Genomic DNA, 22,678 nt, shown 5'->3' with positions numbered 1-22,678 from the left:
AGCCTGGTTCCTGCCGAAAGAGCGCGGGAAGTAACGGAATTCCCCGCTTGCCGCAAGGATGGAGGCCGAGGGGGGCGAATCACGCGATGATGTCGGGAATGATCTTGTCTTCTAGGTTCTTGATACGGTCCTTGAAGGCCAGCTTCTTCTTCTTCATGCGCTGGATCTGCAGGGGATCGCAGCCCATCGCGATCATCGCGTCGATGGCCGCATCGAAGTCGGCATGATCCTGTTTCAGTTTGGCATATTCCAGGCGGATTTCAGTCTGTTCCTGGTCCAAAATGTCCACCGTCTGCAAGTTTAGGTGCAAAAAGAGCACCAATCCGGATAGGTCCGGAGCAAAGACGACCGGCGCGCAGCCCTTAGCACATTTCGTTGCGGCGGGAAATCCTACGAACGCATGTTCGACATCGGATTTTTCTGATGGCAGACTGTCATCGTGCCGTCACAGTGCGGACCAGCGGTGGAAATCGGCTGTGGGCGGTGCGCTCGAGGAACCCAACAAGGGAGCATCCAATCATGTCGCTTGCCAACCACCTTGAAACGCTGCAGCGGAAACACGGCGATATCGAACGCGAGCTCGATGAGGCGATGCTTCATCCGTCCGTGGACGATCTCCTGATCGTGCGTCTGAAGCGGCGCAAGCTGGCAATCAAGGACGAGATTGAAAAACTGAAGGCCAACCCGACTCACCACTAGACAGGTTCGAAACCCCAAGATCGAACACTCCGTCCGGCGTCAGGATACGGCGCCGGACGCGAGCTACGGCACATTGGCCGTCATGCGGCCGGCCGCAGCCGCATAAACCGACGTTTGCGCCGCAGACTCAATCGAAATTGCAGGGCCAGTCAGCGCCGGGCGTCAGGCCTTCAGGCAGCTTGGTGTCGGCATTGCCGCAGGACATGTTGACCTGCCATTGCGCCAGGCCGGTGCTCTGCGACAGGTCAAGACCGTCGATCCGCGTCAGGAAGAAGAAAGCGTCGGTGAAGTCGATCGCGCCGGTGAACTTCGACTTCGAGAAGTCGGCCCGTGCAAGATTGGCCAGGACGAACCGGCTGCCCGTGATGTCGGCATCGGCGAAGTCGGCGCGGCCGAGCTCGGCCTTGGTGAAGTCGGCATTGGTGAGGTTGGCGCCCGTGAAGTTTGAACGCTGGATCTCGGCACTGGCAAAGACCGCCCCTTGCGCGTCGATGCCGCTGAAATCGGTGCGATAGCCCTCGATGCGGTCGAACTTGGCCCCCTTTGCCTTGGCACCGGCCAGCGAAGCGCGGACCAGGGTTGCCTTTTCAAGGCTGGCGGCAAGAAGGTTGGTGTCGCGCAGATCGGTCGAGGTGAAATCGACATCCGTCAGAATGGCACCGTTCAGGTCGGCGCCGCGCAGGATGATCAGCTTCTTCTCGCAGTCCGTCCAATCGATACCGGGAGCCGCCTCGGTCCGGCAGTTCACCTCGGCGGCCGAAGCCGAAGCGGGCAAGCCCACTTGAAGTGCGCAGATGGCGGCCAACAGACCAAATCCACGCAACGCTGGTCGCAGTTTCCTGACCGCCTCAAACATCGACTTTCCTCTCAGACCTCTCAGTTGCGGGCCACCCTATCAAGCTGATCCGGCGGCGTCATCTCACCATGTTCGTGTAGAGGCGCGGGCGCCGGTCACTCTTGCCAGAACTGGTCGAGCCAGATGTTCAGCTTCAGAAATCCCGGCACGGAGACCGCGTAGATGCGGCTGGTGCCCTCGGCGCGGGCATTGACCAGGCCGGCGTCGAGCAGGATCTTGAGATGCTGTGACACGGCCGGCCGCGACACGGGCAACCCGGACGCAAGCTCGTTCACGGTCTTGGGCCCCCTGCGCAGCTCCTCCAGCAGGTGGCGGCGGTTAGGATCGGCAATGGCCGCGAAGGCGTCGGCGGAGCTCATATGCCTTTGTGCGGCAAGATGGCCGCAATCTCAATTGTCTTCTTGCTCCGGCTGGTCGGGGGTGCGCGGATCAAGCAGCGCGGCCTGCGGGGTGACACCCCGCTCGGCAGGCAGAGTCTTGAAGGCCTCGCGCTCATCGAAGGGAACCGGGGCGCGCCTGGAGATGCGCAGCAGCGTGTAGCCGACCAGCAGGAAATGCGGCAGCGCCGTCGCCAGGAAGATGCTCTCCGGGGGCAGGGCGCCCATCAGGGCCGCAGCCAGCATCGGACCGATCATGGTGCCGAAGCCGTAGAGCAGCAGCAGGCCGCCGGAGACCTTGACGAAATCCTCGGGCCTGGCGTGGTCGTTGGCGTGGGCGACGGCAAGGGAATAGAGGGTGTAGGCGAATGCGCCGTAAGCGGCGGTCATGGCGATGACCAGGAGCCCGGAGCGTGGCGCGACCAGGAAGATCAGGACGCCGAAGATGCCGCACATCGCCGACGCCCCGGTCAGCACAAAACGCCGGTCGGTCCGGTCGGAGAGGCGGCCGACCGGGAGCTGCAGGGCTGCGCCGGCGACCACGACAAGGCTCATCATCAACGCGATTTCGGCGGTGGAGATGCCGATTCGGGCGCCGTATACGGCGCCCAGAGTGCCCCATGCGCCGTTGGCAACCCCGGTGAGAAGACAGGCGGCAGAGGCGACCGGGGAATTGGCATAGAGCCCCTTAATGTCGAGCGAGACATCCTGCAGCGGGGCCGGGCTGGCCGCGTTCGAAACGGCGGTCGGAATGAGCGACAGGCAGAAAAAGATGCCGGTGACCATGAACAGCGAGGCGGTGCCGACATCGCCGGCGGCGACAATCATCTGGCCTGCCATGATCGAGGCGTAGGTGACCATCATGTAGAGACCGAACACGGTGCCCCGGTTCTCGTTGGTTGACTTCTCGTTCAGCCAGCTCTCGATGACCATGAAGGCGCCCGCCATGACAAAGCCGGTGAAGGCGCGCAGCAGAATCCAGACATATTCGTCGATGATCAGACCGGTGAGCAGCGCCACGATGGCGCCCGCAGCCGCGAAGGTACCGAAGGCGCGGACATGACCGGCGCGGCGCACGATGCGCGGCGCAAAGAAGCAGCCGGTGACGAAGCCGCCCGCCCAGGCCGTGCCCATCAGGCCGAGCGAGGCCGTCGAGAACCCCTCGAGCTGGCCGCGCAGCGGCAGCAGCAGGCCGTGCAGACCCGACGCAGCGAGAAGGAAAGCGGTGCCGCGCAGCAGGGAGAGGATCGGACGGTAAGTGGCAAACATCAGGTTTCCGGCTTTCGAATCAGCAGACGATTGGCCGCCCGTGGACAGGTAGTTTCAGGCTTTTTACGGACCGGCCAGCGCAAACGCGCATCAGCCGCGCCGGAACAACGCCTCTGCCGCCGACCGGGTTTCCCCCTTGGCTTCGAGGTCGGCCTCCAGCCGGGCGATTTCGGCGCGCAGAAGTGCGATCCGCTCGGTGAGTTCGCCGGCCGAAAGCAGGGCGAGGTCCTGTCCGATCTCGTGCGGCCTGGTTTTCTTCGGCGCTTCCTCGTCGAAAATTGCCATGGCGCTCCTCCGTTTGCATCGTCGGCGGCAAAGCATACATAGTCTGGCCAGATGAATAAACGCCGCGTGCCGGCGACCCGTGAGAGGATGCCGCATGGCTACCGTTTCGAAGCTGCCCGAAAAGATGACCGCTATCGCGATTTCGGAGCCTGGCGGACCCCGTGTACTGAAGCCCGAGAGGCGGGACGTGCCCCAGCCCGGCAGCGGCGAAATCCTGATCAGGGTCAAGGCGGCGGGCGTAAACCGGCCCGACGTCCTGCAGCGCAAGGGTGCCTATCCGGCGCCGCCCGGCGCGTCGGACCTGCCCGGCCTCGAAGTCTCCGGCGAGGTCGTGGCGCTCGGCGAGGGGGCGGCGCGCTGGCGGCATGGCGATGCCGTCTGTGCGCTGGTTGCTGGCGGCGGTTATGCCGAATACGTCACCGTCGACGCGAGCAACGCACTGCCGCTGCCCGAGGGTTTCACCTTCACCGAGGCCGCGGCCATCCCCGAGACCTTCTTCACCGTCTGGCACAATGTCTTCGAGCGGGGCGGGCTGGCGAGCGGCGAAACGCTGCTCGTGCACGGCGGCTCGTCGGGTATCGGCACGACGGCAATCCAGCTTGCCTCGTCATTCGGAGCCTATGTCATCGTCACTGCAGGGTCGGCTGAAAAATGCGAGGCCTGCCTGAAGCTCGGGGCCGATCGCGCCATCAACTACCGCAGCGAAGACTTCGTCGCCGAGGTGAAAGAGGCGACGGCCGGCAAGGGCGCCGACGTCATCCTCGACATGGTGGCGGGTGACTATGTCGCCCGCAATTACCATGCGGCGGCGGTCGACGGGCGCATCGTGCAGATCGCGGTGCAGGGCGGCGCGGTGGCGAGCACCGATTTCTCCAGGCTGATGGTGAAGCGGCTGACGCATACCGGCTCAACGCTGAGGCCGCGCACCGTAGCGTTCAAGGGCGCGATTGCCGCGGCGCTCGAAGCCAAGGTATGGCCGCTGCTGGCGACGCGCGCGGTCGCGCCCGTGATGGACATGATCTTCCCGCTCAAGGAAGCCTGGCGCGCGCATGAGCGCATGGAGGAGGGCGCGCATATCGGCAAGATCGTGCTCGACGTTTCCTAGCGGCAAGAAGGTCGACGCGGTCAGGGCTGGTCTGGCGCTGCAGGGCAAGATGAATGGGCGCCAGGGCGCGCCGCATGCCCTGTGCGGGTGGCCGATTGTTCGGCATTCTAACGACTTCTCACAGGCATGATTCACGCCGTCCATACCGATTCTTTTGAGGATTTTCCTGTACTTACGTCAGGCAGGAAATGGCACGAGTATCGGTGGAGTCATGATCGCTATGTTTCGTACCCTGATGTCAGAGCTGCTGAGCTTCTTGCACTTCAGCACCGGCCAAGCCACCCACGCAGTCTCTGCAAGGCGTGTGGCGCCGGCCCCCTATTCGGAAGCTGCGGCCGCGGCCTGGCTGATGGAACGTGAGCGGCGCCGCCGCTAGCATCGCCTCGGTCCCCGCCTGACTGGCCGGTCGCCGACGCGGTCGAAGGCGGCCGTGCTTCCGGTCAATACCGTCGGGCGGTTCAAGCGACAGCGCGTCTCTGCGGATCATCGTCGGAAAGTTACAGGAAGCGGAGCGGGATGTGCTCAGGCCTGCGCCTTGGAGCCGATCCCCTTGCCGCCCTTCCCCCTCTGAAAATGACCTTGCGAAATCGTCGCCACGAATTCGAACTCGTTCCCGGCGAATGTCCGCTGGAAACTGCCGCCCAGCATGCGTTCGACGACCGCGCGGATCAACACGGTGCCGTATCCCTCGCGCCCGCTATTGGCGACCGGCGCATCAAGCACCTCCTTCCACAGGAATTGCAGCTGGTCGGAATCGGTAACGGTCCAACTGACCGCGACGGTGCCGGCCGGCCGGCTCACCGCTCCGTGCTTGAGCGAGTTGGTGACCAGCTCGTGCAGCATGAGGGACAGGGGCATGATCGCCGAGGGCATGACGTCGACGGGGTCCCCCCCGATCGACAGGGAACTGCCGTTCGGAAAAAGCTGAACGGCCTCCTCGACCAGCGTGCGCAGCGAGGCCGGGCCGTCGACGGCCTCGATGAAATGCCGGTTGGCCTTGCCGATTGTCAGGAGGCGGGTTTCGAAGGACTCCTTCAGTTCCGCAACCGTGCCGGCCGACTTGCAGCAGTTGCGGAAAATCGATGCCAGGATCGACATGCTGTTGCCGACACGGTGCGCCAGTTCGCGGCGCAGCAGTTCGCGCGATTCGCTCTCCTCCTTGCGATCGAGGGCAAGGCTGACATGTCCGCTGATCGTGTAGGCGGTCTTGATCAGATGGTCGTTTAGCGGAATTTCGGTGGCGGAGAAGAATTCCATCACCGCACGGACCTCGCCCCGCCTGTTGACCGGAAACGCAAAGCCGCTGATCAGCCCGAGCGCGGCGTAGTCATCGGCCCTCTGGAAATTGTCGTCGCTCTGGATGTCCGCGATAACCAGCGGGGCTTCCGACGCCCAGACCCTGCCGGGCAGTCCCTGCCCCCTGACGAAGGTCGTGCGGCGAGAGATTTCCCGCGCCGGGGCATAGCGCTCCTCGGCGAAGTGAAAGAGGCCCGAGGAACGCAGCTCGTTGCCGCCACCCGGACCGCCCACCTCGTAGAGATGTCCGACGGAGCACCCGGTCACTTCGCAGATCTTCTGAAGGCAGAACTCGGCCAGCGCCGGCGAACTTATTTCATCGACCAGCTTCTGGGATATCTCGAACAGGATCTCGGCCTCGATGGCGCGTTGCTGAAGCTGCCGCCTGCTGTTCTCCTGTTCCTCGAGGCTGCGGATGAAGGCGTAGAAGACAGTCCTGCCGTCGGCGGCGATGGGTATCACCGACAATTCGACCGGAAACTCCCTGCCGCCCGTATCGAGCGCCGTGATCTGGATGCGGTTGTTGAGTACGGGACCATGGCCGGTCTGAAGATAACGACGGAGGCCTTCGTCGTGCGCCGCGCGGTGCTGGTGCGGAATGATGAGGTCGCCCATATTCCGGCCGATCGCCACCGAAGCGGCCCAGCCGAATATCTGCTCGGCGCTCCTGTTCCAGGCGATGACAATACCGGCATCGTCCATTCCCACCACCGCATCGAGTGCGCTGTCGAACAGGTTATGGATATGGGGCGACATGCCTGGCGGATTTTGCATCGAGACCCTTGACGGATTAACGCCGGGACATATGCCGGACAGTCAAAATAGTTCCCGAAGCGATACATCGCCGCGGATGTTCTGGATAGTCGCGTTGCTCGCGGGAGCCGCCCGATCCCGGCGGACGGCAGAAAGCCTAGGCCCTGGCTGATGGACCCCGACCTGGCCCCACCCGGGACGGATGCGGGGTCATCGATGAAGATGGCTTTTTGATGGGAAGGGGCGGATTGCGCGGGCGGCGGAAACCGAAAGGGCCGCGGCATGAATGCCGCGGCCCTTGTTGCTGGCCCCAGCCTCTAGGCTTCCCTTCGCGGAAAGCAGAGGCTCCTGGGACTTCGGTCAGTTGATAGCGCTGATGTTGCCGAGGCGCAGGAACAGCGTCTCACCGGATGAATCATCGACGCCGTCATTGTCAGTGACGGCATAGGCATCGCCATTTTTGTCGATGGCAAAGCCCTCAACCTTGTCGATGACATAGCCGCCGGTGGCCTTCAGATCGTCCATCAGGTCGTGCACGAGTGCCTTTGCGACGACCGGCAATTCGCCGCCAAGCTTTTCAGGCTTGAAGCCGTCAAGCGACACGGCATAGACGCGCTTTATCCTGGAGGCCTGGCCGATCAGATTGTCGCGCTCGACGATGTAGAGCTTGCCGTCATGGGCGGTGATTTCGGACAGGCCTATCCAGCCGGTTTCGGCTTTCTCGAGGGGGTAGCGCACGGCTGACCATTCCTTGGTCTTCGGCGTGTAGGCGAGCAGCTTGACCTGGCCCTTGGGGTCATCACGCCATTCGCGCTGGATGGCCATGACCAGCATCATGTCGTCGCCTTCGCCGACCGTGGTGATGCCTTCGAGGCCGAAGCGGATCTCGTTGGCCATCAGTTCGTCGGGAAGGCCAATCTCGTCCTTGACGGCGCCCTTGGCGTCGACATGCAGGATGGCATGCGGCGTCAGCTTGTCGGTGCGGCCTTCCGAAGCCAGCCAGAAGCCGCCCTTGCCGTCGGCGGCAATGCCTTCGAGGTCCAGCTTCTGGGCCGGCGCGCCGTCACGGGTGACGACGGTCCTGGCGGTGATCAGCGCCGGGGTCTGTGTAGTATCGATGGTGAAGATCGCCGGCGAATTCTTGTAGAACGAGTCCGACACGGCATAGAGCTTGCCGGCTTCCTCGGGGTCGGCGGCGAGGCCCGACAGGGCGCCCCAGCCGAGCGGCGTGCCGTCATCGGTGAGGCCTGAGGTGATCATCGGATAGGAAGCTGGCCCTTCGGCGCGCTCGTAGATCATGACATGCGAGCGGGCGCCGCCGTCCTCGGCGAGATCGGCCTCATTGGCGGTGACCAGAAGGTTGCGCGAGGGGATGGCGACGAGGCCCTCCGGCGCGACGCCCGAGGGCAGCAGTTGCAGGAACTGCGGCTCAGCGCCGGCGTCCTTGTATGTGGCGATCAGCGAGGCACGCTCGGCGGTGACGAAGAACAGGCTGTCGTCGCCGAACTTTCCCGTCTCCAGGCCTTCAGGCTCGATGCCTTTCTTGCCGGCGCGGGCGTCGAGGAAATGGCCGACCTTGGCTGCCTCGTACTCATAGGCGGTGCCGGAATCGAAGAGCATTTCGCCGGTCTTGGAGAAGATGCTGAAGCCGCGCGTGCCGCCCTTGTAGTCGCCCTCATTGGCGATAACGATGCGGTCGTTGTCGAGCCATTTGACGGCGTCGGGTTCGCGCGGCGCGTTGTCGACCTTGCCGGTGAAGGCTATGGCGCCGTCATTCTTCGTATCGACCTTGTCGAGCGACACGGAGCCGGCGGAAAAGTGCGAGACGATGCTGCCGGTTGCCGCATCGACGATAGCGACGTGGTTGTTTTCCTGCATGGTGACGGCGATCTCGCCGGCATCGTTGAAAGCGACGAACTCCGGCTCCGGATCGTCACCGGCGATTTCGGCGAGTCCGGTCATCACCACGGTCTTCATGGTGGCGCAGTCGGGCACGCCGTCGGTCAGGGTGAAGATCTTCAGGTCGCCTGCCGGCAACTGCGGGATTTGGCCGTCGTTCAAATCCTCGTCGCGCTCGTTCTCGATGGCGACCGCGAGGAACTTCCCATCCTTGCTGACGGCAACCGAGTCCGGCTGGCCGCCGAGGTCGCAGGAACTTTCGATCGCCTTCGAGGCGATGTCGATGACGGCGAGGTTGCCGGATGGCTCGGTGTAGCTCTTCGAGGTGTTGACGCCAGCCAGCACCTTGCCGCCGACGATGGTGACCGATGTTGGCTCCCCGTCGATCCTGACGATGCCGCCCGCCTTGGGCGTCCTGGGATCGGTGATGTCGACGAAGCCGACCGCGCCGAGCGGGCTGTCGGAATAGGCGAGCATGGTGCCGTCTTCGCTGGCGGCGATGATCTCGGACGAGGTCTCGGTATTGCCGTCGATATCGGCCGGCAGATTGTCGGCCACTGCGAAGCTGGCGATGCGGTTGAACATCATGTCGGCGTGAGCCGGCAGCGAGACGGAAGCGGCGAGCGCCGCGGTCATGGCGAAAAGGGCGGATGGACGGGGCACGGATGGCGTCTCCTGGTTTGATCGGAAGCGGTCCTGCTTTGGGGGAGGGATATTTCAGCGGGATGACGTTGCGGTGACATTTGGATGACAACCCACCGTGCTTGTCAGCGCTGCGAACCGGCCAGCGGCCTGCCGCACTTCCAGCGGAATGCTGCGATGTTCCCGATTTCCACATTGGTCTTACCAATCTGAGCCTATTTTTCAAGATGGTTAGAAACGGGATTGACTCATGAAGCCATATTGGTTCTTTTTGGTTTTACCAATCTAGGGAGGAGATATGGTCGCGGCATCCCGCCTTGACGACACGCACGACACAGGAGGCGCGGAGCGCGTCTTCCTGGCGCTGCGCGACCGCGTCGTTTCCGGCGAGTTGAAGGCCGGCGACCGGCTCCCGCCAGAGCGCGAGCTTGCGCTCAAGTTCAATGTGAGCCGACCGATCCTGCGCGAAGCCCTGCGATCGCTGGCCATGCTCGGCTTTCTCGAGATCATCCAGGGCAGCGGCGCCTATGTGCGCCAGCCCGATATCGCGCTCGTCAGCGATTTCCTGACCTTCTGCATGGCGCAGCAGCCCGACGTGTTAGACGACATCATCCAGTCGCGCATCGCCATCGAGTGCCAGGCCATCCGGCTGGCCTGCGAGAAAGCGAGCGAGGCCGACCTCAACCGCATCGCCGCCAGCCTGACCTCGCTGCTCGACACGCTCGAGGACCCGGTGCTGGGCGGCCAGGCCGACTACGAGTTCCACAGCGGCATCGTCAGGGCGAGCCACAGCCCGGCGCTGACCACGCTCTATCGCGCACTGACCCCACTGCTGATGCAGTCGCACGTTTCGCGCCGCCGCATCGTGCCCTCCGGCATCCGCAACTTCCTCGTCGACGCGCACAAGGAGGTCTTCCTGTCGATCGTCGACCGCAAGCCGGACGAGGCGGAAAAACGGCTGCGGGAACATTTTGCCATCGGCGACGAGTATCGCCGCAAGAGCCTGATCGCGGAGTTTTCCAAGACTTTGCCGAACAAGCAGGCCTGAGCCGGCCAACCGGACAACCACCACAACAACCAGTAGACCATCAAGGGAAGGAAACCTCATGTACCAGTTCAAGCTTTCAAGCGTTCTTGCCGGAGCCGCCGTCGCTCTCGGCCTCGCCGCGGGCGCAGCGTCCGCCACAGAACTCCGCTACGCCCATGTCGGTTCGGAAGGCGACATCCAGACAGTATTTGCCGCCAAGGCGGCCGAGGGGATCGCCGGCGCAACCAACGGCGAAGTGACCGTTCAGGTCTATCCGGCAAGCCAGCTCGGCGGCGTCGCCGAAATGGTCGACGGCGTGCGCATGGGCTCGATCTCCATGGGTCATCACGACTTCGCATCGCTCGCCCGCATCGTGCCGGACGTCGCGGTGTTCAATGCTCCCTTCATCTACCGCGACGGCGCACATGCGCTGGCCGCCACCGATCCGGCCTCGTCGCCGGCGCTGCAGGCGATCAACGAAAAGCTGGTCGCCGAGGGCGGCGTGCGCATCATCGGCCGCATCTATCGCGGCGCGCGCCAGATCTCGACCAACTTCGAGGTCAAGTCGCCGGCCGATCTCGCCGGCAAGCCGTTCCGCGCCGTGCCGCTCGACCTGTGGGTCTCGATGGTCAAGGGCTTCGGCGCGACGCCGACCCCGGTCGAGGTCGCCGAACTGCCGACCGCGCTGATGACCGGCCTCGTCGTCGGTCAGGAAAACCCGCTAACCATGATCTCGGCCAACAAGCTCTGGGAAGTGCAGTCGCACATCGCCATGACCGGCCACATGCAGTCGGTGCTGGCAGTGTTCGTGAACGAGGAAGTCTGGCAGGGACTGAGCGAAGAGCAGCGCACGGCAATCACCAAGGTGCTCGATGACGAGGCGAAGGAATCGCTGCGCCTGGCGACCGAATCAGAGGCCAAGCTGGTCGAGGAACTGAAGGGTCACGGCATGACCTTCACCACGGTCGACAACGGCCTCGACATCGACGCCTTCCGCGAGGCGGTGCTGAAGCAGGTCCGCGCCGACTTCCCGGCCTACGGCCCGTATATCGAGCAGATCGCTGCGGTAGAATAAGCCTGCGCAATCCAGCCGGCATGGTGGCGGCCTGTTCGCCGCCACCATGCATCAGCTCATATCGGAACACGCCATGACGATTGCCCGAAGAATCCTCGCCGCCTTCTGCGTGCTGGTGCTCGCAGCGCTCGTCATGGTGCCGTTCATCCAGGTGATGATGCGAGACATCGCCGGCGCGGCGATCATCGGCGCCGAGGAATTCACACGCTTCCTGCTCATCGTACTGGTGTTCGCTGCCTACCCGCTGGTCGTTGCCGAGCGCGAAAACATCGTCATGTCCGAGTTCCATGAGGCGATGCCTCCGGCGCTTCGGAGGGCGGTCGCCTTCCTGATCACGGCCGCCACGGCAGCCGCCGCCGCCTTCATTGCCTATGTTGCCTGGATCACCATCTTCAAAAACCTGAACAACGCGACGCCGACGCTGAAAATCCCCTTCTGGATATTCCTCGGCTCGACCTTCTTTGGCTTTGCCGCCGCCGCGCTGCTGCACCTGATCGACCTCAGGCACCCGCCGCAGCAGCACACCAAGGTCTATTGAGGCCGTCATGGGACTGATTGTCGTCGCGGCCTTTCTGCTTCTGTTCATGGCCGGCTTTCCGGTCGCTTATGCAATCCTGCTGCCGTCGATCGGCTATGTGCTGGCGGAAGGGCTGCCGTGGGGACTGCTGGCGCAGAGGATCACCTATGCGCTCGATTCATTCCCGCTGGTGGCCGTGCCGATCTTCATCTTCGTCGGCAACCTGATGAACTCGGCTGGCATCACCGACCGCATCTTCCGTTTCGCCGACACGCTGGTCGGCCGCGCGCCGGGCGGCTTGGCGCAGGTCAACATCTTCTCCAGTCTGATCTTCTCGGGCATGTCGGGCGCGGCTCTCGCCGATGTCGGCGGGCTCGGAAAGATCGAGATCGCGGCGATGAAGAAGAAGGGCTTTTCGGCGCCGTTCTCCGCCGCTGTGACGGGCGCCTCGGCGGTGGTCGGGCCGATCTTCCCGCCGAGCATCCCGCTGATCGTCTACGGCTCGGTGACCAGCGTATCGATCGTCCAGCTGCTGATGGCTGGCATCGTGCCGGCGCTGATCTGCGTCGCACTGCTGATGCTGACGGCGGCGGTGCTGTCCTACCGCTACAAGCTGCCGCGCGCCGAGCGCTGGCCGACGCCGCGCGAAGTATGGCGCGACCTTCTGCCGGCCCTGCCGGCGCTGTTTGCGCCTGTACTGATGATTGCCGGCATGCTGCTCGGCCTGTTCACGCCGACCGAGGCGGCCGCGGTCACTGCGGTCTACGTCATCGTGATCAGCTCGGCGTTCTACCGCGAGCTGACCTGGGAACATCTGTGGAGCGCGATGATCGTTACCGTTCGCAGTACCAGCGCCATCCTGATCATCGTGGCGGTGGCCGCGCTGTTCGGCTGGATCCTGGCTGTCGAACAGGTGCCGCAGGACTTCGCGCGCTGGATCCTCGGCTTCAGCACCGACCCGCTGATGTTGCTCCTGATCGCCAATCTGATCTTCTTCATCGCCGGCATGTTCCTCGACTCGACGACCGCGACGCTGCTGGTCGTGCCGGTACTGGCGCCGCCGCTGGTACTGGCCGGCGTCGACCCTGTGCATCTCGGCATCATCGCCATCTTCAACCTGATGTTCGGCCTTCTGACGCCGCCGATGGGCCTGTCGCTGTTCCTGCTGACCAGCATCGCCGAGGTTTCGCTGCGCCAGCTGCTGCGCGCGCTGCTGCCCTTCTACGTGCCGCTGCTGGCGACACTCGCCATCATCACCTTCGCCGAGGACCTGGTTCTCTGGCTGCCCGGCATGCTCCGCTAACAATCCCAACCAAAAAGGATCTCGTCCCCATGCGCATCGTCATCGGCTCCGACCACGCCGGCTATCCGCTCAAGGCCTCTATCGTCGAGCTCGTCAAGTCGCTCGGCCACGAGGTCGAGGATGTCGGCTCGCATACGCCCGATCCGGTCGACTTTCCCGACATTGCGCGCGCGGTGACCAGCCGAATCACCGCAGGCGCTGCCGACCGCGGCCTGATGGTATGCGGCACCGGCGTCGGCGCCTCGATCGCGGCAAACAAGGTCAAGGGTATCCGCGCCGCCGTCTGCCACGACGTGCATTCGGCGCACCAGTCGGTCGAGCACGACGACGTCAACGTGATGTGCATCGGCGCGCAGATCGTCGGCCCCTGGCTCGCGGCCGATCTGGTCGCCGCCTACCTGGTTGCGGAGTTCTCCACCGATGAGGATTTCCGCCGCCGCGTGCGCAAGCTGGCGGAGATGGACGAGGGCAAGTAGCAATACCATATGCCGGCGTCGCTCCGCGGGGCCGGTTTGACCCGCGAAGATTCTTGCCCCGCGCAGCGAACGGGGTTATATACGCCGCGATTTCCCAAAAATTCGGTGGTCTGACCACCGCCCGCGACAGGGACGCGGGCGAACGAGAGGATATTTCGCATGGCTAACACGCTCCTGATGCCCAAGGCGACCGCCGTCTGGCTGGTCGACAACACCGCGCTTTCCTTCGAGCAGATCGCCCAGTTCTGCGGCCTGCATCCGCTCGAGGTCAGCGCGATCGCCGACGGCGAAGCGGCGCAGGGCATCAAGGGCATGGACCCGATCATGACCGGACAGCTGACGCGCGAAGAGATCGACAAGGGGGTAGCCGACCCGAACCACAGGCTGCACCTTTCGGACCCGAAGGTCCGCGTTCCCGAGTCGAAGCGCAAGGCGCCGCGCTACACGCCGCTGTCGAAGCGGCAGGACCGGCCGAACGCCATTCTGTGGCTGGTGCGCAACCATCCGGAACTGAAGGACGCGCAGATCTCCCGCCTCGTCGGCACGACCAAGTCGACCATCGACCAGATCCGCGAGCGCAAGCACTGGAACGCCAACAACCTGGTGCCGATGGACCCGGTGACGCTCGGCCTGTGCTCGCAGATCGATCTGGACCTCGAGGTCAATCGCGCCTCCAAGGGCCGCGAAGCGGCGCCGCCGACCGGCGATACGCTGCTTCCCGCCGCGCTCACCGAGCGACTGCAGCCCGAGCAGCCGAAGGAAAAGGACGAGGACGCCGAACTCGACGCCAGCGCGGTGTTCGCCAAGCTGACCGCGCTGAAGGGCAAGACCGAAGACGAGGAATAGGCCCGCGGGCTTCCTTGACGGAACCGTCGAAAGCGCCCGGATCTTGCCGAGTCGCATTGACCGGGCGAGGCATTTGTTCCTATTTGTTCGCCATGCCCGACAATGGTGGACGAAGCAGGAGAGGCCAGATCTGGAGATTGTCCGACGCGCATGACGTCGGGCAGCTGATCCGCATCAATTGCCAGCACTGCAACATCAAGCGGCACTACCGGCCGGCCGACCTTCTGCGGCTGGTCGGCAATCTCGCCTGCGACAACGCGATGAAGGGCATGCGGTGCGAAAAGTGCCGCAAGGCGGACTATCTCGTCGCCTTTGCCTGGAACCCGACGGCGCGCGAACTTGTCGGGCTTTCGATCCGCCGGCTCGCCGACATCAGGATGGTGCGCAAGGTGGTGTGGGACGACGAGCCGCCGCGCTGATCAGAGCAGCGGCAATTGCCCGCCGGGCGCCGCCGGCCCGACATCCTCGATTTTCGCCGGCGCCGACACGATCGTCAGCAGCTCGTCGGAAAGTGGCCGCTGCAGCGGCAGGGCTTCCTCCGCGGGCGCGGTCAGCCAGGTCTCGATCTCGTCCTGCGTGGTCAGGATGACGGGCATAGCCTTCGGATGGACCGGCCCGACGACGGCGTTGGGCACGGTGGTCAGAAAGCCGTAAAGCTCGAAATCGCCGGGGCCGTCCTTGACCTTGCGCACGCCGTGCCAGGGCGTCCACAGGCCTGCGAAGAAGGCGAGCGGCCGGCTGTCGTCTATTGCGAACCAGACGTTCGGCGTGCGGCCGTTCTCGTCCTTGGTCTGGCTCGGCTCGGCAAAGCTGTTGAAGGGCACGATGCAGCGCGATCCGGGCTTCAGCCAGCGGCGCCAGTGCGGTGACCCGGCGTTGCGGATATTGGTGACGCCCCTGTCCGCACCCTTCACATAGGCGGGCGGCGAGGGCATGCCCCATTGCAGCCGGGCAAGCTCGCGCACGCCGTCGGCGGCATTGCGCACGACCGGCGCGGGATAGTTCGGGTAGATGTCGAGCGCCGGCTCGAGGTTGCCTATGCTGTCGCGCATGGCGCGCGACCACTCGATGATGGCCTGCTGCGAGGTGGTGACGTTGTAGAGATTGCACATGACTTCATTGGTGCACGCGAACGGCGGTGCCGACAAGCGGGGTCAGTCGGGCTGCCGCCTCGTCTGGTTCCGAGGAGCGGAAGCAGGACGTTACTCCTCGGTCGGGATGAACCGGAGCGTACCGACGATTGCCGGGCCGCCGGCACCGTCAGATGGATGGTTGATGCCGTTCGTAACGGCAAGTTCGCGAAAGTCGAAGGGACTGACGCCTTCCAGAATCGCGGCGTTGACCCCGTACTCCCGGGGGTTGGACCGACGCTGATGGTGGGTGTAGATGCCGCATTTCGAGCAGAAATGATGTTTCGCCGTCATGGTGTTGAACTGGTACGTGGTCAGTACATCAGCCCCGGCAGTCACCTCCAAGTCGTCCAGAGGAGCCGAAACCGCGACCGCACCGCGCATCCGGCAGTATGAACAGTCGCAGCGCCTCGCCGAACGCAGGCCGTCCGTCAGCCTGACGCGCAGGCGCACCGTGCCGCAATGGCAGGCTCCATTCATTTCCACAGACTCGGCGTTCATCGACTTGTCTCCTTTGCAGGGTGCCGGGTTGATCGGATGCTGACCCGATTGCCAGGCCAGTCCGGCGCTGTCGCGCTCTCGAGGATCCGTGCGACAAAATCGGCCTTGCCGCCGGTATAGAAATCCCAGTCACCCTTGGCCTCCATGGCCAGACGGCGTTTCAGCGCTTCATAAGCGGCGGCGGCGTCGGGATGTGTCCGCAGCCAGTCGCGAAAGAGAATACGCTTCAGGTGCGCGTCGTTGCCGGGGCCGCAGAGATAGAGGCGGATGCCGCGCGCGTGGCCCCGCGTGAACGTCCATCGGCGGTCTCCGTAGGGGTCGCCGTGATAGTCGTAGTTGCCGGTCTCACGGATACGCTCGATCGCTTCGGGAACGAGCCCGTCGTCGCGCAGGACGGTGTCCATGTCGATCTTGGGCTTGGCCGCGAGGCCGGGAACCGCCGTGCTGCCGATGTGGTGGATGGCGTCCACGCGGTCGCCGAGCAGCGCCAGAAGTGCGTCGCGTTCGGCGGCGAACTGTGCGGGCCAGGATGGATCGTAGTCGACAATCACGACCGGTCTCATGCCAGGCAGACTGCCTGATTCCGCTGTCGGCGGAAATCTCAGACTACGTCAGCCCGGCCGGGCGGGTCGCCGCGCCGCTCGTTGCGCTCCATCGAGCGGTAAAAGTCTGCGAGCTGCTTACCGCGCTCGGGCTTGTAGGTGTGGCCGGGCACGATGATCTCGGCGATGCGGTCGATGCGGAAGGCACGGAAATCCGAGCGCATCTCGCACCAGGCAACCAGCGTCCAGACCTTGCCCCAGAACCACAGGCCGAGCGGGCGCACGTCGCGGGCCGAGGCACGGCCGGCCTCGTCGCGGTAATCCAGGGTGAGCACCTCGCGCTTCTCGATGGCGCGCTCGATGCGGTCGATGTGGACGCGATCGGCGTCGCTGACTACCCACATGGGAGCATGTATCTCGGTGCGGGCGATGCGCGCCTTCTCGGCGTCCGGAAGGACCGCCCCGATCTTGACCAGCGCTTCCTCTGCGGCACGCGCCATGGTGGCGCCGCCGAAGGCCCGGACCATGCGGGCGCCGGCGACCAGCGCGACGATCTCGTCACGCGTGAACATCAGCGGCGGAAGGTCGAAACCCTCCCTCATCATGTAGCCGACGCCAGCCTCCCCATCGATCGGCACGCCGGTCGACTGCAGGTCGGCGATATCGCGGTAGATGGTGCGCTCGGAAACTTCGAGCCAGGCGCCCAGCTTCTGCGCGGTGACCAGCCGGCCGCCGCGGAAATGCTGCACGATCTGAAAGAGGCGGTCGGCGCGTCGCATGGTTCAGCCTTCCCAGCCGTGGCGGTTGTGTTGCCCGGTCCGGTTTCGGCGATAATAGCCGATGCTTGCGGGCTGCGTCACCTCTGCGCCTCGCATGAATGGCGGCACGCCCTTTCGGGGGCTCGCCGTGCCGCCCGGAACCGGGCGAAGGACAGCCTCGCTGCGGGTGCATGGCGTGTTCAGCCTTGTGTTCCGAATGGTCATCGCGCTCCTCAGACAAACAGGCCGAAGCTGTTGCCATCCGGGTCGGTGCAATAGGCGAAGCTGCCGGCGGGGATTGAGATCACCGGCGACAAAACCTGTCCGCCGTTTTCGGTGACCCGCTCCATCGCGGCCTCGAGCGGCGCGGCGACGGCAAGATGAATGGTCGGGCCGGCGCCCGTGCCAGCCGGCTTGCCGGGATAGAGATGGCCGGCGACGGCCCCCTTTTCCAGCGTCGGAAACAAAGCCATCGGGTTGGGGCCAGTTTCATCAAGGGCGAGTTCGGTCCCAAGGACATGACCATAGAAGGCCATGGAGCGCGTCATGTCGGTGACCGGAATTTCAAACCAGACAGCGGCGTTGGCGGGTGCGGATTTGGCCATCGGAGTATCTCCTGATGCAAAATTGAGGGGGAGAGTGTCACAGCCCTCCTGACAGCATAATGTCAGGAGGGCGACGAGCCGCGTGCAGCCTAACGGCCGCGTGTGAGGCGATTATCGTCCTGTTCGGGCCAGCCGATGTCCTTGCGGATTTCCTCTGGCAGCGAATACATGAAATGGGCCATCCGAAATTCGTCGTGCCTGGCCTTGGCCCTTAGAGCGTAGCTGCGGACGGCGCGGTAGTACCTCGTTGCGAATGTCATGGCGATGCCTCCTTGTTGGAGAGGCAATGTCTCATACCCGTCCTGACAGCAGTCTGTCAGGAGCGGGAACGCGGACGGGGAAAGTTCGATCTCTTCGGGCGGGGCCGCGCGGGCGGCCGGCGTCAGTCTTCCTTGACGGGCACGGTGTAGTTCAGCGGCAGGCGCCCGCCGTCGGCGTAAATGGTCTGGCCGGTGATGTAGCTGGCCTCGTCGGAGGCGAGGAAGACGGCGATAGAGGCGATCTCGGAGGGCTCGCCGATGCGGCCGAGCGGAGTGCGCGACAGGATGCGGTTCTTGGCCGCCGGGTCGGCATTCACGCTGGCCAGCATGTCGGTCATGATCGAGCCGGGACCGATGGCGTTGACGCGGATGCCGTAGGGCGCAAGGCCAAGCGCCATGGCCTTGGTAAGCTGGCTGACGCCACCCTTGGACACCGAATAGGGCACCTGGTTGACGATGGCGAAGACCGCGTTGACCGACGACATGTTGACGATGGAGCCGGGCTTGCCGCCTGCCTTGACGCGGTCGGCCATGTGGCGCGCGACGGCCTGGCCGACAAGGAAGGAGCCCTTCAGGTTGACGCCGAGCACGCGGTCGAAATCCGCCTCGGCAAGATCGAGGAAGTCGGCGCCATGCACGATGCCGGCATTGTTGACCAGAATGTCGATATCGCCAAAGGCGGCGATGGCTGCCTCGACGAGCCGGGCAACGTCGGCGCTCCTGCTGACATCGCACTGCACGAAGGTGACTTCACCCAGGGAAGACAGCCTGGCGGCCGCAGCTTCACCCTTGGCCTGATCCACATCGGCAATAAAGACCTTCACGCCTTCCTTCGCAAAGCGCTCTGCGATGGAGTAGCCGATACCGCCCGCTGCGCCCGTCACGATTGCTGTCTTGCCGTTGAGTGCCATTTCGATGTTCCTCTTGCGCACCCGTCTTGCGGGCGATTCCCGGCGCGGACACTGGCCGGAAGGCAAAGTCAGGTCAACTGCGCCGCAGCGCCGCGCCGGCGCGAAAAGTCAGTAACTGCAGTCGCGCTTTTTACGAGCGCGGCGCACTTCGAGGTCGAAGCGCTCGCGCGTGTGGTTCTTGTCGGAAGTCTGCAGGTGGGGCCACATTTCGTCGGGCTCCGCACCCATCCCGATCAGCGTACTGATAGTCATGTCCCAATAGGAGGCGAACTTCACGATGGTGCCGTCGTCGAGACGCTCGTAGATGAGCGGAATGGCTGGCCCTGCCTCGGAACCGATGTGGCAAAGTCCCTGCACGCCGGCAAGATAGGGGTGCTGCCAGGCATTGCGGTTGTTCTTGTCGGCCTTGTAGTTCTGCGCATCGTCAATCAGGTAAATCAGCGTCGGTATGGCGTCGGCCCCGAACACGGAAAGCCGTCTTAGCGCGACATAGGCATTGACGCGGGCTTCGGGATCGCGCGCCAGCCGTTCGAGCTCGGCACGGTAGGGCCGGACTGCGTCCTCAGGTAGTGAGGCTATGGCCGAAGCCAGATAGCCGATGGAGTAGCCGAGATAGGTCGGGTGATCTTCCTTCTCGTCGGGCGGCGTGTCGAACAGGCGGCCGAACAGGGCAGCCGCGAAGCGGGAGGCGAGCGCCGGATCGTCGCCCGCGAATTTCCGTACCGGCGCACTGGCGTTGCGCGGAACCGGCACCCGCCGGTCTTCCAGGATGCGCGCTGCAAGCATGGCATCGTCGGTCGGGGCGTCCTTGTTGCGATGGATCTCCTCGAAGAAGTCGGCCATCACCTTGGCCTTGGCGCGGTCGATCGGGCCCGGTTGGTCAAGGGCGGCGACGATGATCTCTTCGGTCGACGTATCGCGCTGGTCCGCCTCGCCGATGGCGAGATCGAAGCCGAGAGATTTCCGGAGGAAGGGTTCGAGCGGCGGCGCGGGATAATATTGCTTCGCCTCGCCCTCGTAGACGGTCCTGCGCAGAAAGCCGGGCTTCATCTTCAGGCCGTAGCCCGAAGCATAGGACGGCAGGAGGAGGGGCAGCAGCGGACTATAGGTAACGCCGGTCGAACGGTAATGCTCGACGAGACTGCCATTGTCCCGGCCGTAGAACGAAAGCCGTTCGGCGCGCACCGTGTCGGCGAAGGGGTCGAGGCCGGCATCACGCGCCGAGTTGCGATCGGTGACGGCTCCCCAGAGCAAAACCGCGTCGGCTTCGGCCAGCGTTGCCGGTTCCACGATCAGGCAGGTTCCAGACGCTGCCTTGAGGCGGAGCAGATCGGCCGGGGACTTGTCGCCCTGCTGCCGGATATTGCTGGGGATGGCGAGCTTGTTCATGCCGTCGGAAAGGTCGAAGTCCGGGCAGGCCGCGCGCTGCTCGAGCCGGTACATCGTTCCCTCGGTCGCGTCGTCGGGCTCACTGAGTGGTGCCTTGGCCTTGACCATCAGAATGCGGCCAACCGCCTGCTTGAGCAGCGCGCGCTGGCAGAAATCGTCGCATTCCGCCTTGCGCCGAAATCCACCCGTAGTGACGACCGCAAGTGTCGTCATGGCGGGCGGTGCAGCGATCCGGTCGATATCGCCGCTCATCAGCGTTGCGACATTGGCCTCGAGGCGGCGGTTTTCGATAAACGGCACGACGGCAAGTGCTGCCAGCGCCAAAACCGCGCTGAATGGCCAGAACCGCACGCCCACGAGTGCCAGCAGGATGTGCGCAATTCGTGCGCTGAGCAGGAACACGAAGATTGGCGGGATGGCGGCCAGGATCAGCGTGAGCGGCAGGCCGACGATCGAAATTGCCGCGATGACGGCGATCGTCGCGCCAATGGGACTCAGGCAGACCAGCGCGGCCAGCCCAAGCACGACGAGCCAGGTGTCGATCGACAGGGAGCGGAGGCGAAACGGCAATGGCAGGTTCTCCGATTGCGCAGGAACTTCGCATGGGGAGGTTAGCCTGAGGTGAATCCGGGGGCCGGACGGCACCGGCCGCTTGCGGTGACGGTGGGGAATATCCTAGAGTTCGCGTGCCGCGTCATCGGTCCTGCCGGGCGCGATTTCTGGTTCTTGTGCGCCCCGAACGGGCATGAATTGCATTTGCACGGGATCGTGCGCCGCCGCCATCTGCTGCGGACATACCCGACAGATGAGGAGGAAATTCCAATGGCTCTGACGATTAACAGCATGGCGCCCGATTTCGAGGCGAACACGACCGAGGGAAAGATTCGTTTCTACGACTGGCTGGGCGACAGCTGGGGCGTGCTGTTTTCGCATCCCAAGGATTTCACGCCTGTCTGCACGACAGAACTCGGCCGCATGGCGGCGCTGAAGCCGGAATTCGACAAACGCGGCGTCAAAGTGATCGGCCTCAGCGTCGATCCGGTCGAGAATCACGCGCGCTGGTCGGCCGACATCGCTGACACCCAGGGCTTTGCGCCGAACTATCCGATGATCGGCGACACGGACCTGAAGGTCTCGAAGCTCTACGGCATGCTGCCGGCCGATGCCGGCGAGACCTCGGACGGCCGCACGGCAATGGACAATGCGACCGTACGGACGGTTTTCGTCATCGGTCCGGACAAGAAGATCAAGCTGGCGCTGATCTACCCGATGAGCACCGGGCGCAACTTCGACGAGATTCTGCGCGTCATCGATTCCATGCAGTTGACGGCCAAGCACAAGGTGGCGACCCCGGTGGACTGGAAGCAGGGCGACGACGTTATCATCCTGACCTCGGTGACCGACGAAGACGCCAAGAAGCAGTATCCCGGCGGTTTCAAGACGATACGCCCCTATCTGCGCACGGTTCCGCAGCCGAAATAGGCGGCACGCCGGCAAGGCGCACGGTCGGACAGCGAGCATCCCGGCAACGCCGAAGCCGTCCCGGTGGCTCCAGCGCCTGCATGACGCGAGCGACGCGATGGCGTATGCTGCGTCTGCTAACTGCGATGAAACGCGGAGGAACGACCGATGCGTCCGAGCACACTCCTTGTTCTTTGCATGCTCACCCTCGGCACCACGGGGCTGACCTTGTCGGGGGCCATGGCGCAGACGAGCGATGCCGGCTGCGTGCTCGAACCGACCGATGGCGGGCGCAGCATACTGCGCTGTGCCGACGGGCTTTCCATTACCGTCGAGCCCGGGGCACGCTACTCGCTGATCGACCGGAATTCTGACGGCAAGGCCGATGGCGCTGCCCTGCGCAGCAAGGCCGTGCTGATCGACGGTCCGGCAGGTGCGGCCGGCGGCTTCAAGGTGATCACGCCGCAGGCAATTGCCGCGGTGCGCGGCACGCGCTGGGCAGTCGACGTCGCGGGCGGCAAGACGGCCGTATTCGTGGTGCGCGGCCGGGTCTCGGTGCAACGGGCGACGGGCGGCGAACGCGTGGTCCTGCGACCCGGCGAGGGTGTCGACGTCGATCGCGGTACCGGCCCGCTGACGGTGAAGCGGTGGCCCGCGGCGCGTGTTTCGGCGCTGCTTGCGCGCCTCGGTCAATGA

The 22,678-nt window shown here is 64.3% G+C and carries 26 protein-coding genes; 11 read left to right on the top strand and 15 right to left on the bottom strand.

Going from position 1 to position 22,678, the window contains the following annotated elements; all coding sequences use genetic code 11:
• Positions 1-79: 79 nt before the first annotated feature.
• Positions 80-283 (bottom strand): YdcH family protein, encoded by a 204-nt coding sequence (locus tag ACT2BZ_RS04275; protein ID WP_457941217.1) that lies wholly within the window; start codon positions 281-283, stop codon positions 80-82.
• A 236-nt stretch (positions 284-519) separates the two neighbouring features.
• On the opposite strand from ACT2BZ_RS04275, the gene ACT2BZ_RS04270 reads away from it, so the two are divergent.
• Positions 520-699, top strand: coding sequence for a YdcH family protein (locus ACT2BZ_RS04270; RefSeq protein WP_457939536.1), 180 nt, complete (start codon positions 520-522; stop codon positions 697-699).
• Positions 700-826: 127 nt separating this feature from the next.
• Here the strand turns inward: ACT2BZ_RS04270 and ACT2BZ_RS04265 are convergent, their stop codons facing one another.
• The 4 genes from ACT2BZ_RS04265 to ACT2BZ_RS04250 form a co-directional block, all read right to left on the bottom strand.
• The gene (locus tag ACT2BZ_RS04265) at positions 827-1,555 is read right to left on the bottom strand and encodes a pentapeptide repeat-containing protein (protein WP_457939534.1); all 729 of its coding nucleotides are present in this window, start codon (positions 1,553-1,555) and stop codon (positions 827-829) included.
• 95 nt (positions 1,556-1,650) lie between these two features.
• The gene (locus ACT2BZ_RS04260; protein WP_457939532.1) at positions 1,651-1,914 is read right to left on the bottom strand and encodes an ArsR/SmtB family transcription factor; all 264 of its coding nucleotides are present in this window, start codon (positions 1,912-1,914) and stop codon (positions 1,651-1,653) included.
• 30 nt (positions 1,915-1,944) lie between these two features.
• Positions 1,945-3,201: an MFS transporter gene (locus ACT2BZ_RS04255; protein WP_457939531.1), complete on the bottom strand. Its 1,257-nt coding sequence runs from the start codon at positions 3,199-3,201 to the stop codon at positions 1,945-1,947.
• Positions 3,202-3,291: 90 nt separating this feature from the next.
• On the bottom strand, positions 3,292-3,486 hold the full coding sequence (locus tag ACT2BZ_RS04250) for a DUF1192 domain-containing protein (RefSeq protein WP_457939530.1): 195 nt from the start codon (positions 3,484-3,486) through the stop codon (positions 3,292-3,294).
• A 94-nt stretch (positions 3,487-3,580) separates the two neighbouring features.
• Here ACT2BZ_RS04250 and ACT2BZ_RS04245 point away from each other — a divergent pair, with 94 nt between their 5' ends.
• Positions 3,581-4,591 (top strand): NAD(P)H-quinone oxidoreductase, encoded by a 1,011-nt coding sequence (locus tag ACT2BZ_RS04245; protein WP_457939528.1) that lies wholly within the window; start codon positions 3,581-3,583, stop codon positions 4,589-4,591.
• 522 nt (positions 4,592-5,113) lie between these two features.
• On the opposite strand, the gene ACT2BZ_RS04240 is transcribed toward ACT2BZ_RS04245, so the two are convergent.
• Positions 5,114-6,643 (bottom strand): PAS domain S-box protein, encoded by a 1,530-nt coding sequence (locus tag ACT2BZ_RS04240; RefSeq protein WP_457939527.1) that lies wholly within the window; start codon positions 6,641-6,643, stop codon positions 5,114-5,116.
• A 357-nt stretch (positions 6,644-7,000) separates the two neighbouring features.
• Complete coding sequence (locus tag ACT2BZ_RS04235) at positions 7,001-9,202, bottom strand: esterase-like activity of phytase family protein (protein ID WP_457939525.1); 2,202 nt, start codon at positions 9,200-9,202, stop codon at positions 7,001-7,003.
• Between the two features lie 277 nt (positions 9,203-9,479).
• Between ACT2BZ_RS04235 and ACT2BZ_RS04230 the strand changes: the two genes are divergently transcribed.
• The 7 genes from ACT2BZ_RS04230 (at position 9,480) to ACT2BZ_RS04200 (ending at position 14,844) form a co-directional block, all read left to right on the top strand.
• Entirely contained in the window at positions 9,480-10,229 is a 750-nt protein-coding gene (locus ACT2BZ_RS04230) for a FadR/GntR family transcriptional regulator (RefSeq protein ID WP_457939524.1), read from the top strand.
• 58 nt (positions 10,230-10,287) lie between these two features.
• Positions 10,288-11,283 carry a TRAP transporter substrate-binding protein gene (locus tag ACT2BZ_RS04225; RefSeq protein ID WP_457939522.1) on the top strand — a complete coding sequence of 332 codons (996 nt, stop codon included), beginning with the start codon at positions 10,288-10,290 and terminating at the stop codon, positions 11,281-11,283.
• Between the two features lie 73 nt (positions 11,284-11,356).
• Entirely contained in the window at positions 11,357-11,821 is a 465-nt protein-coding gene (locus tag ACT2BZ_RS04220) for a TRAP transporter small permease (RefSeq protein WP_457939520.1), read from the top strand.
• Positions 11,822-11,828: 7 nt separating this feature from the next.
• Positions 11,829-13,103 (top strand): TRAP transporter large permease, encoded by a 1,275-nt coding sequence (locus ACT2BZ_RS04215; protein WP_457939518.1) that lies wholly within the window; start codon positions 11,829-11,831, stop codon positions 13,101-13,103.
• Positions 13,104-13,132: 29 nt separating this feature from the next.
• Positions 13,133-13,579, top strand: a complete 447-nt coding sequence (gene rpiB, locus ACT2BZ_RS04210; RefSeq protein WP_457939516.1) for a ribose 5-phosphate isomerase B — start codon at positions 13,133-13,135, stop codon at positions 13,577-13,579.
• A gap of 159 nt (positions 13,580-13,738) precedes the next feature.
• On the top strand, positions 13,739-14,425 hold the full coding sequence (locus tag ACT2BZ_RS04205; RefSeq protein WP_457939514.1) for a DUF1013 domain-containing protein: 687 nt from the start codon (positions 13,739-13,741) through the stop codon (positions 14,423-14,425).
• Between the two features lie 137 nt (positions 14,426-14,562).
• Positions 14,563-14,844 carry a hypothetical protein gene (locus tag ACT2BZ_RS04200; RefSeq protein ID WP_457939512.1) on the top strand — a complete coding sequence of 94 codons (282 nt, stop codon included), beginning with the start codon at positions 14,563-14,565 and terminating at the stop codon, positions 14,842-14,844.
• Here the strand turns inward: ACT2BZ_RS04200 and ACT2BZ_RS04195 are convergent, their stop codons facing one another.
• The 8 genes from ACT2BZ_RS04195 to ACT2BZ_RS04160 all read right to left on the bottom strand — a co-directional run bounded on the left by ACT2BZ_RS04195 (position 14,845) and on the right by ACT2BZ_RS04160 (position 21,091).
• Positions 14,845-15,537, bottom strand: coding sequence for an SOS response-associated peptidase (locus tag ACT2BZ_RS04195; protein ID WP_457939510.1), 693 nt, complete (start codon positions 15,535-15,537; stop codon positions 14,845-14,847).
• Between the two features lie 90 nt (positions 15,538-15,627).
• Positions 15,628-16,056: a GFA family protein gene (locus tag ACT2BZ_RS04190; protein WP_457939508.1), complete on the bottom strand. Its 429-nt coding sequence runs from the start codon at positions 16,054-16,056 to the stop codon at positions 15,628-15,630.
• Positions 16,053-16,619 (bottom strand): GrpB family protein, encoded by a 567-nt coding sequence (locus ACT2BZ_RS04185; protein ID WP_457939507.1) that lies wholly within the window; start codon positions 16,617-16,619, stop codon positions 16,053-16,055. Before ACT2BZ_RS04185 ends, ACT2BZ_RS04190 begins: the two co-directional genes overlap by 4 nt.
• A gap of 38 nt (positions 16,620-16,657) precedes the next feature.
• Positions 16,658-17,377, bottom strand: a complete 720-nt coding sequence (locus tag ACT2BZ_RS04180; protein ID WP_457939505.1) for a helix-turn-helix transcriptional regulator — start codon at positions 17,375-17,377, stop codon at positions 16,658-16,660.
• 212 nt (positions 17,378-17,589) lie between these two features.
• Positions 17,590-17,961 (bottom strand): VOC family protein, encoded by a 372-nt coding sequence (locus ACT2BZ_RS04175; RefSeq protein ID WP_457939503.1) that lies wholly within the window; start codon positions 17,959-17,961, stop codon positions 17,590-17,592.
• A gap of 89 nt (positions 17,962-18,050) precedes the next feature.
• Positions 18,051-18,221 (bottom strand): hypothetical protein, encoded by a 171-nt coding sequence (locus tag ACT2BZ_RS04170; protein ID WP_457939501.1) that lies wholly within the window; start codon positions 18,219-18,221, stop codon positions 18,051-18,053.
• Positions 18,222-18,343: 122 nt separating this feature from the next.
• On the bottom strand, positions 18,344-19,132 hold the full coding sequence (locus tag ACT2BZ_RS04165; RefSeq protein ID WP_457939499.1) for an SDR family NAD(P)-dependent oxidoreductase: 789 nt from the start codon (positions 19,130-19,132) through the stop codon (positions 18,344-18,346).
• Positions 19,133-19,240: 108 nt separating this feature from the next.
• Positions 19,241-21,091, bottom strand: a complete 1,851-nt coding sequence (locus ACT2BZ_RS04160; RefSeq protein ID WP_457939498.1) for a hypothetical protein — start codon at positions 21,089-21,091, stop codon at positions 19,241-19,243.
• Between the two features lie 252 nt (positions 21,092-21,343).
• Between ACT2BZ_RS04160 and ACT2BZ_RS04155 the strand changes: the two genes are divergently transcribed.
• Together ACT2BZ_RS04155 and ACT2BZ_RS04150 are read left to right on the top strand one after the other, a co-directional pair.
• Positions 21,344-22,003 carry a peroxiredoxin gene (locus ACT2BZ_RS04155; RefSeq protein WP_457939496.1) on the top strand — a complete coding sequence of 220 codons (660 nt, stop codon included), beginning with the start codon at positions 21,344-21,346 and terminating at the stop codon, positions 22,001-22,003.
• A 177-nt stretch (positions 22,004-22,180) separates the two neighbouring features.
• The gene (locus tag ACT2BZ_RS04150; RefSeq protein WP_457941216.1) at positions 22,181-22,678 is read left to right on the top strand and encodes a FecR domain-containing protein; all 498 of its coding nucleotides are present in this window, start codon (positions 22,181-22,183) and stop codon (positions 22,676-22,678) included.

The sequence above is a fragment of the Mesorhizobium sp. 10J20-29 genome (assembly GCF_054130485.1).
The sequence above is the reverse complement of the archived record's forward strand: the minus strand, read 5'-3'. Positions and strand labels throughout refer to the sequence as shown.

Excerpts from the sequence above, each read along its gene's own strand:
- ACT2BZ_RS04150 (WP_457941216.1), top strand. The coding sequence starts at position 22,181 with ATGCTCACCCTCGGCACCACGGGGCTGACCTTGTCGGGGGCCATGGCG.
- ACT2BZ_RS04265 (WP_457939534.1), bottom strand. The coding sequence starts at position 1,555 with ATGTTTGAGGCGGTCAGGAAACTGCGACCAGCGTTGCGTGGATTTGGT.
- ACT2BZ_RS04230 (WP_457939524.1), top strand. The coding sequence starts at position 9,480 with ATGGTCGCGGCATCCCGCCTTGACGACACGCACGACACAGGAGGCGCG.
- ACT2BZ_RS04250 (WP_457939530.1), bottom strand. The coding sequence starts at position 3,486 with ATGGCAATTTTCGACGAGGAAGCGCCGAAGAAAACCAGGCCGCACGAG.
- ACT2BZ_RS04165 (WP_457939499.1), bottom strand. The coding sequence starts at position 19,132 with ATGGCACTCAACGGCAAGACAGCAATCGTGACGGGCGCAGCGGGCGGT.
- ACT2BZ_RS04170 (WP_457939501.1), bottom strand. The coding sequence starts at position 18,221 with ATGACATTCGCAACGAGGTACTACCGCGCCGTCCGCAGCTACGCTCTA.
- ACT2BZ_RS04270 (WP_457939536.1), top strand. The coding sequence starts at position 520 with ATGTCGCTTGCCAACCACCTTGAAACGCTGCAGCGGAAACACGGCGAT.
- ACT2BZ_RS04205 (WP_457939514.1), top strand. The coding sequence starts at position 13,739 with ATGGCTAACACGCTCCTGATGCCCAAGGCGACCGCCGTCTGGCTGGTC.
- ACT2BZ_RS04185 (WP_457939507.1), bottom strand. The coding sequence starts at position 16,619 with ATGAGACCGGTCGTGATTGTCGACTACGATCCATCCTGGCCCGCACAG.
- ACT2BZ_RS04180 (WP_457939505.1), bottom strand. The coding sequence starts at position 17,377 with ATGCGACGCGCCGACCGCCTCTTTCAGATCGTGCAGCATTTCCGCGGC.
- ACT2BZ_RS04215 (WP_457939518.1), top strand. The coding sequence starts at position 11,829 with ATGGGACTGATTGTCGTCGCGGCCTTTCTGCTTCTGTTCATGGCCGGC.
- ACT2BZ_RS04175 (WP_457939503.1), bottom strand. The coding sequence starts at position 17,961 with ATGGCCAAATCCGCACCCGCCAACGCCGCTGTCTGGTTTGAAATTCCG.
- rpiB (WP_457939516.1), top strand. The coding sequence starts at position 13,133 with ATGCGCATCGTCATCGGCTCCGACCACGCCGGCTATCCGCTCAAGGCC.
- ACT2BZ_RS04245 (WP_457939528.1), top strand. The coding sequence starts at position 3,581 with ATGGCTACCGTTTCGAAGCTGCCCGAAAAGATGACCGCTATCGCGATT.
- ACT2BZ_RS04225 (WP_457939522.1), top strand. The coding sequence starts at position 10,288 with ATGTACCAGTTCAAGCTTTCAAGCGTTCTTGCCGGAGCCGCCGTCGCT.
- ACT2BZ_RS04220 (WP_457939520.1), top strand. The coding sequence starts at position 11,357 with ATGACGATTGCCCGAAGAATCCTCGCCGCCTTCTGCGTGCTGGTGCTC.
- ACT2BZ_RS04255 (WP_457939531.1), bottom strand. The coding sequence starts at position 3,201 with ATGTTTGCCACTTACCGTCCGATCCTCTCCCTGCTGCGCGGCACCGCT.
- ACT2BZ_RS04240 (WP_457939527.1), bottom strand. The coding sequence starts at position 6,643 with ATGTCGCCCCATATCCATAACCTGTTCGACAGCGCACTCGATGCGGTG.
- ACT2BZ_RS04190 (WP_457939508.1), bottom strand. The coding sequence starts at position 16,056 with ATGAACGCCGAGTCTGTGGAAATGAATGGAGCCTGCCATTGCGGCACG.
- ACT2BZ_RS04155 (WP_457939496.1), top strand. The coding sequence starts at position 21,344 with ATGGCTCTGACGATTAACAGCATGGCGCCCGATTTCGAGGCGAACACG.
- ACT2BZ_RS04195 (WP_457939510.1), bottom strand. The coding sequence starts at position 15,537 with ATGTGCAATCTCTACAACGTCACCACCTCGCAGCAGGCCATCATCGAG.
- ACT2BZ_RS04260 (WP_457939532.1), bottom strand. The coding sequence starts at position 1,914 with ATGAGCTCCGCCGACGCCTTCGCGGCCATTGCCGATCCTAACCGCCGC.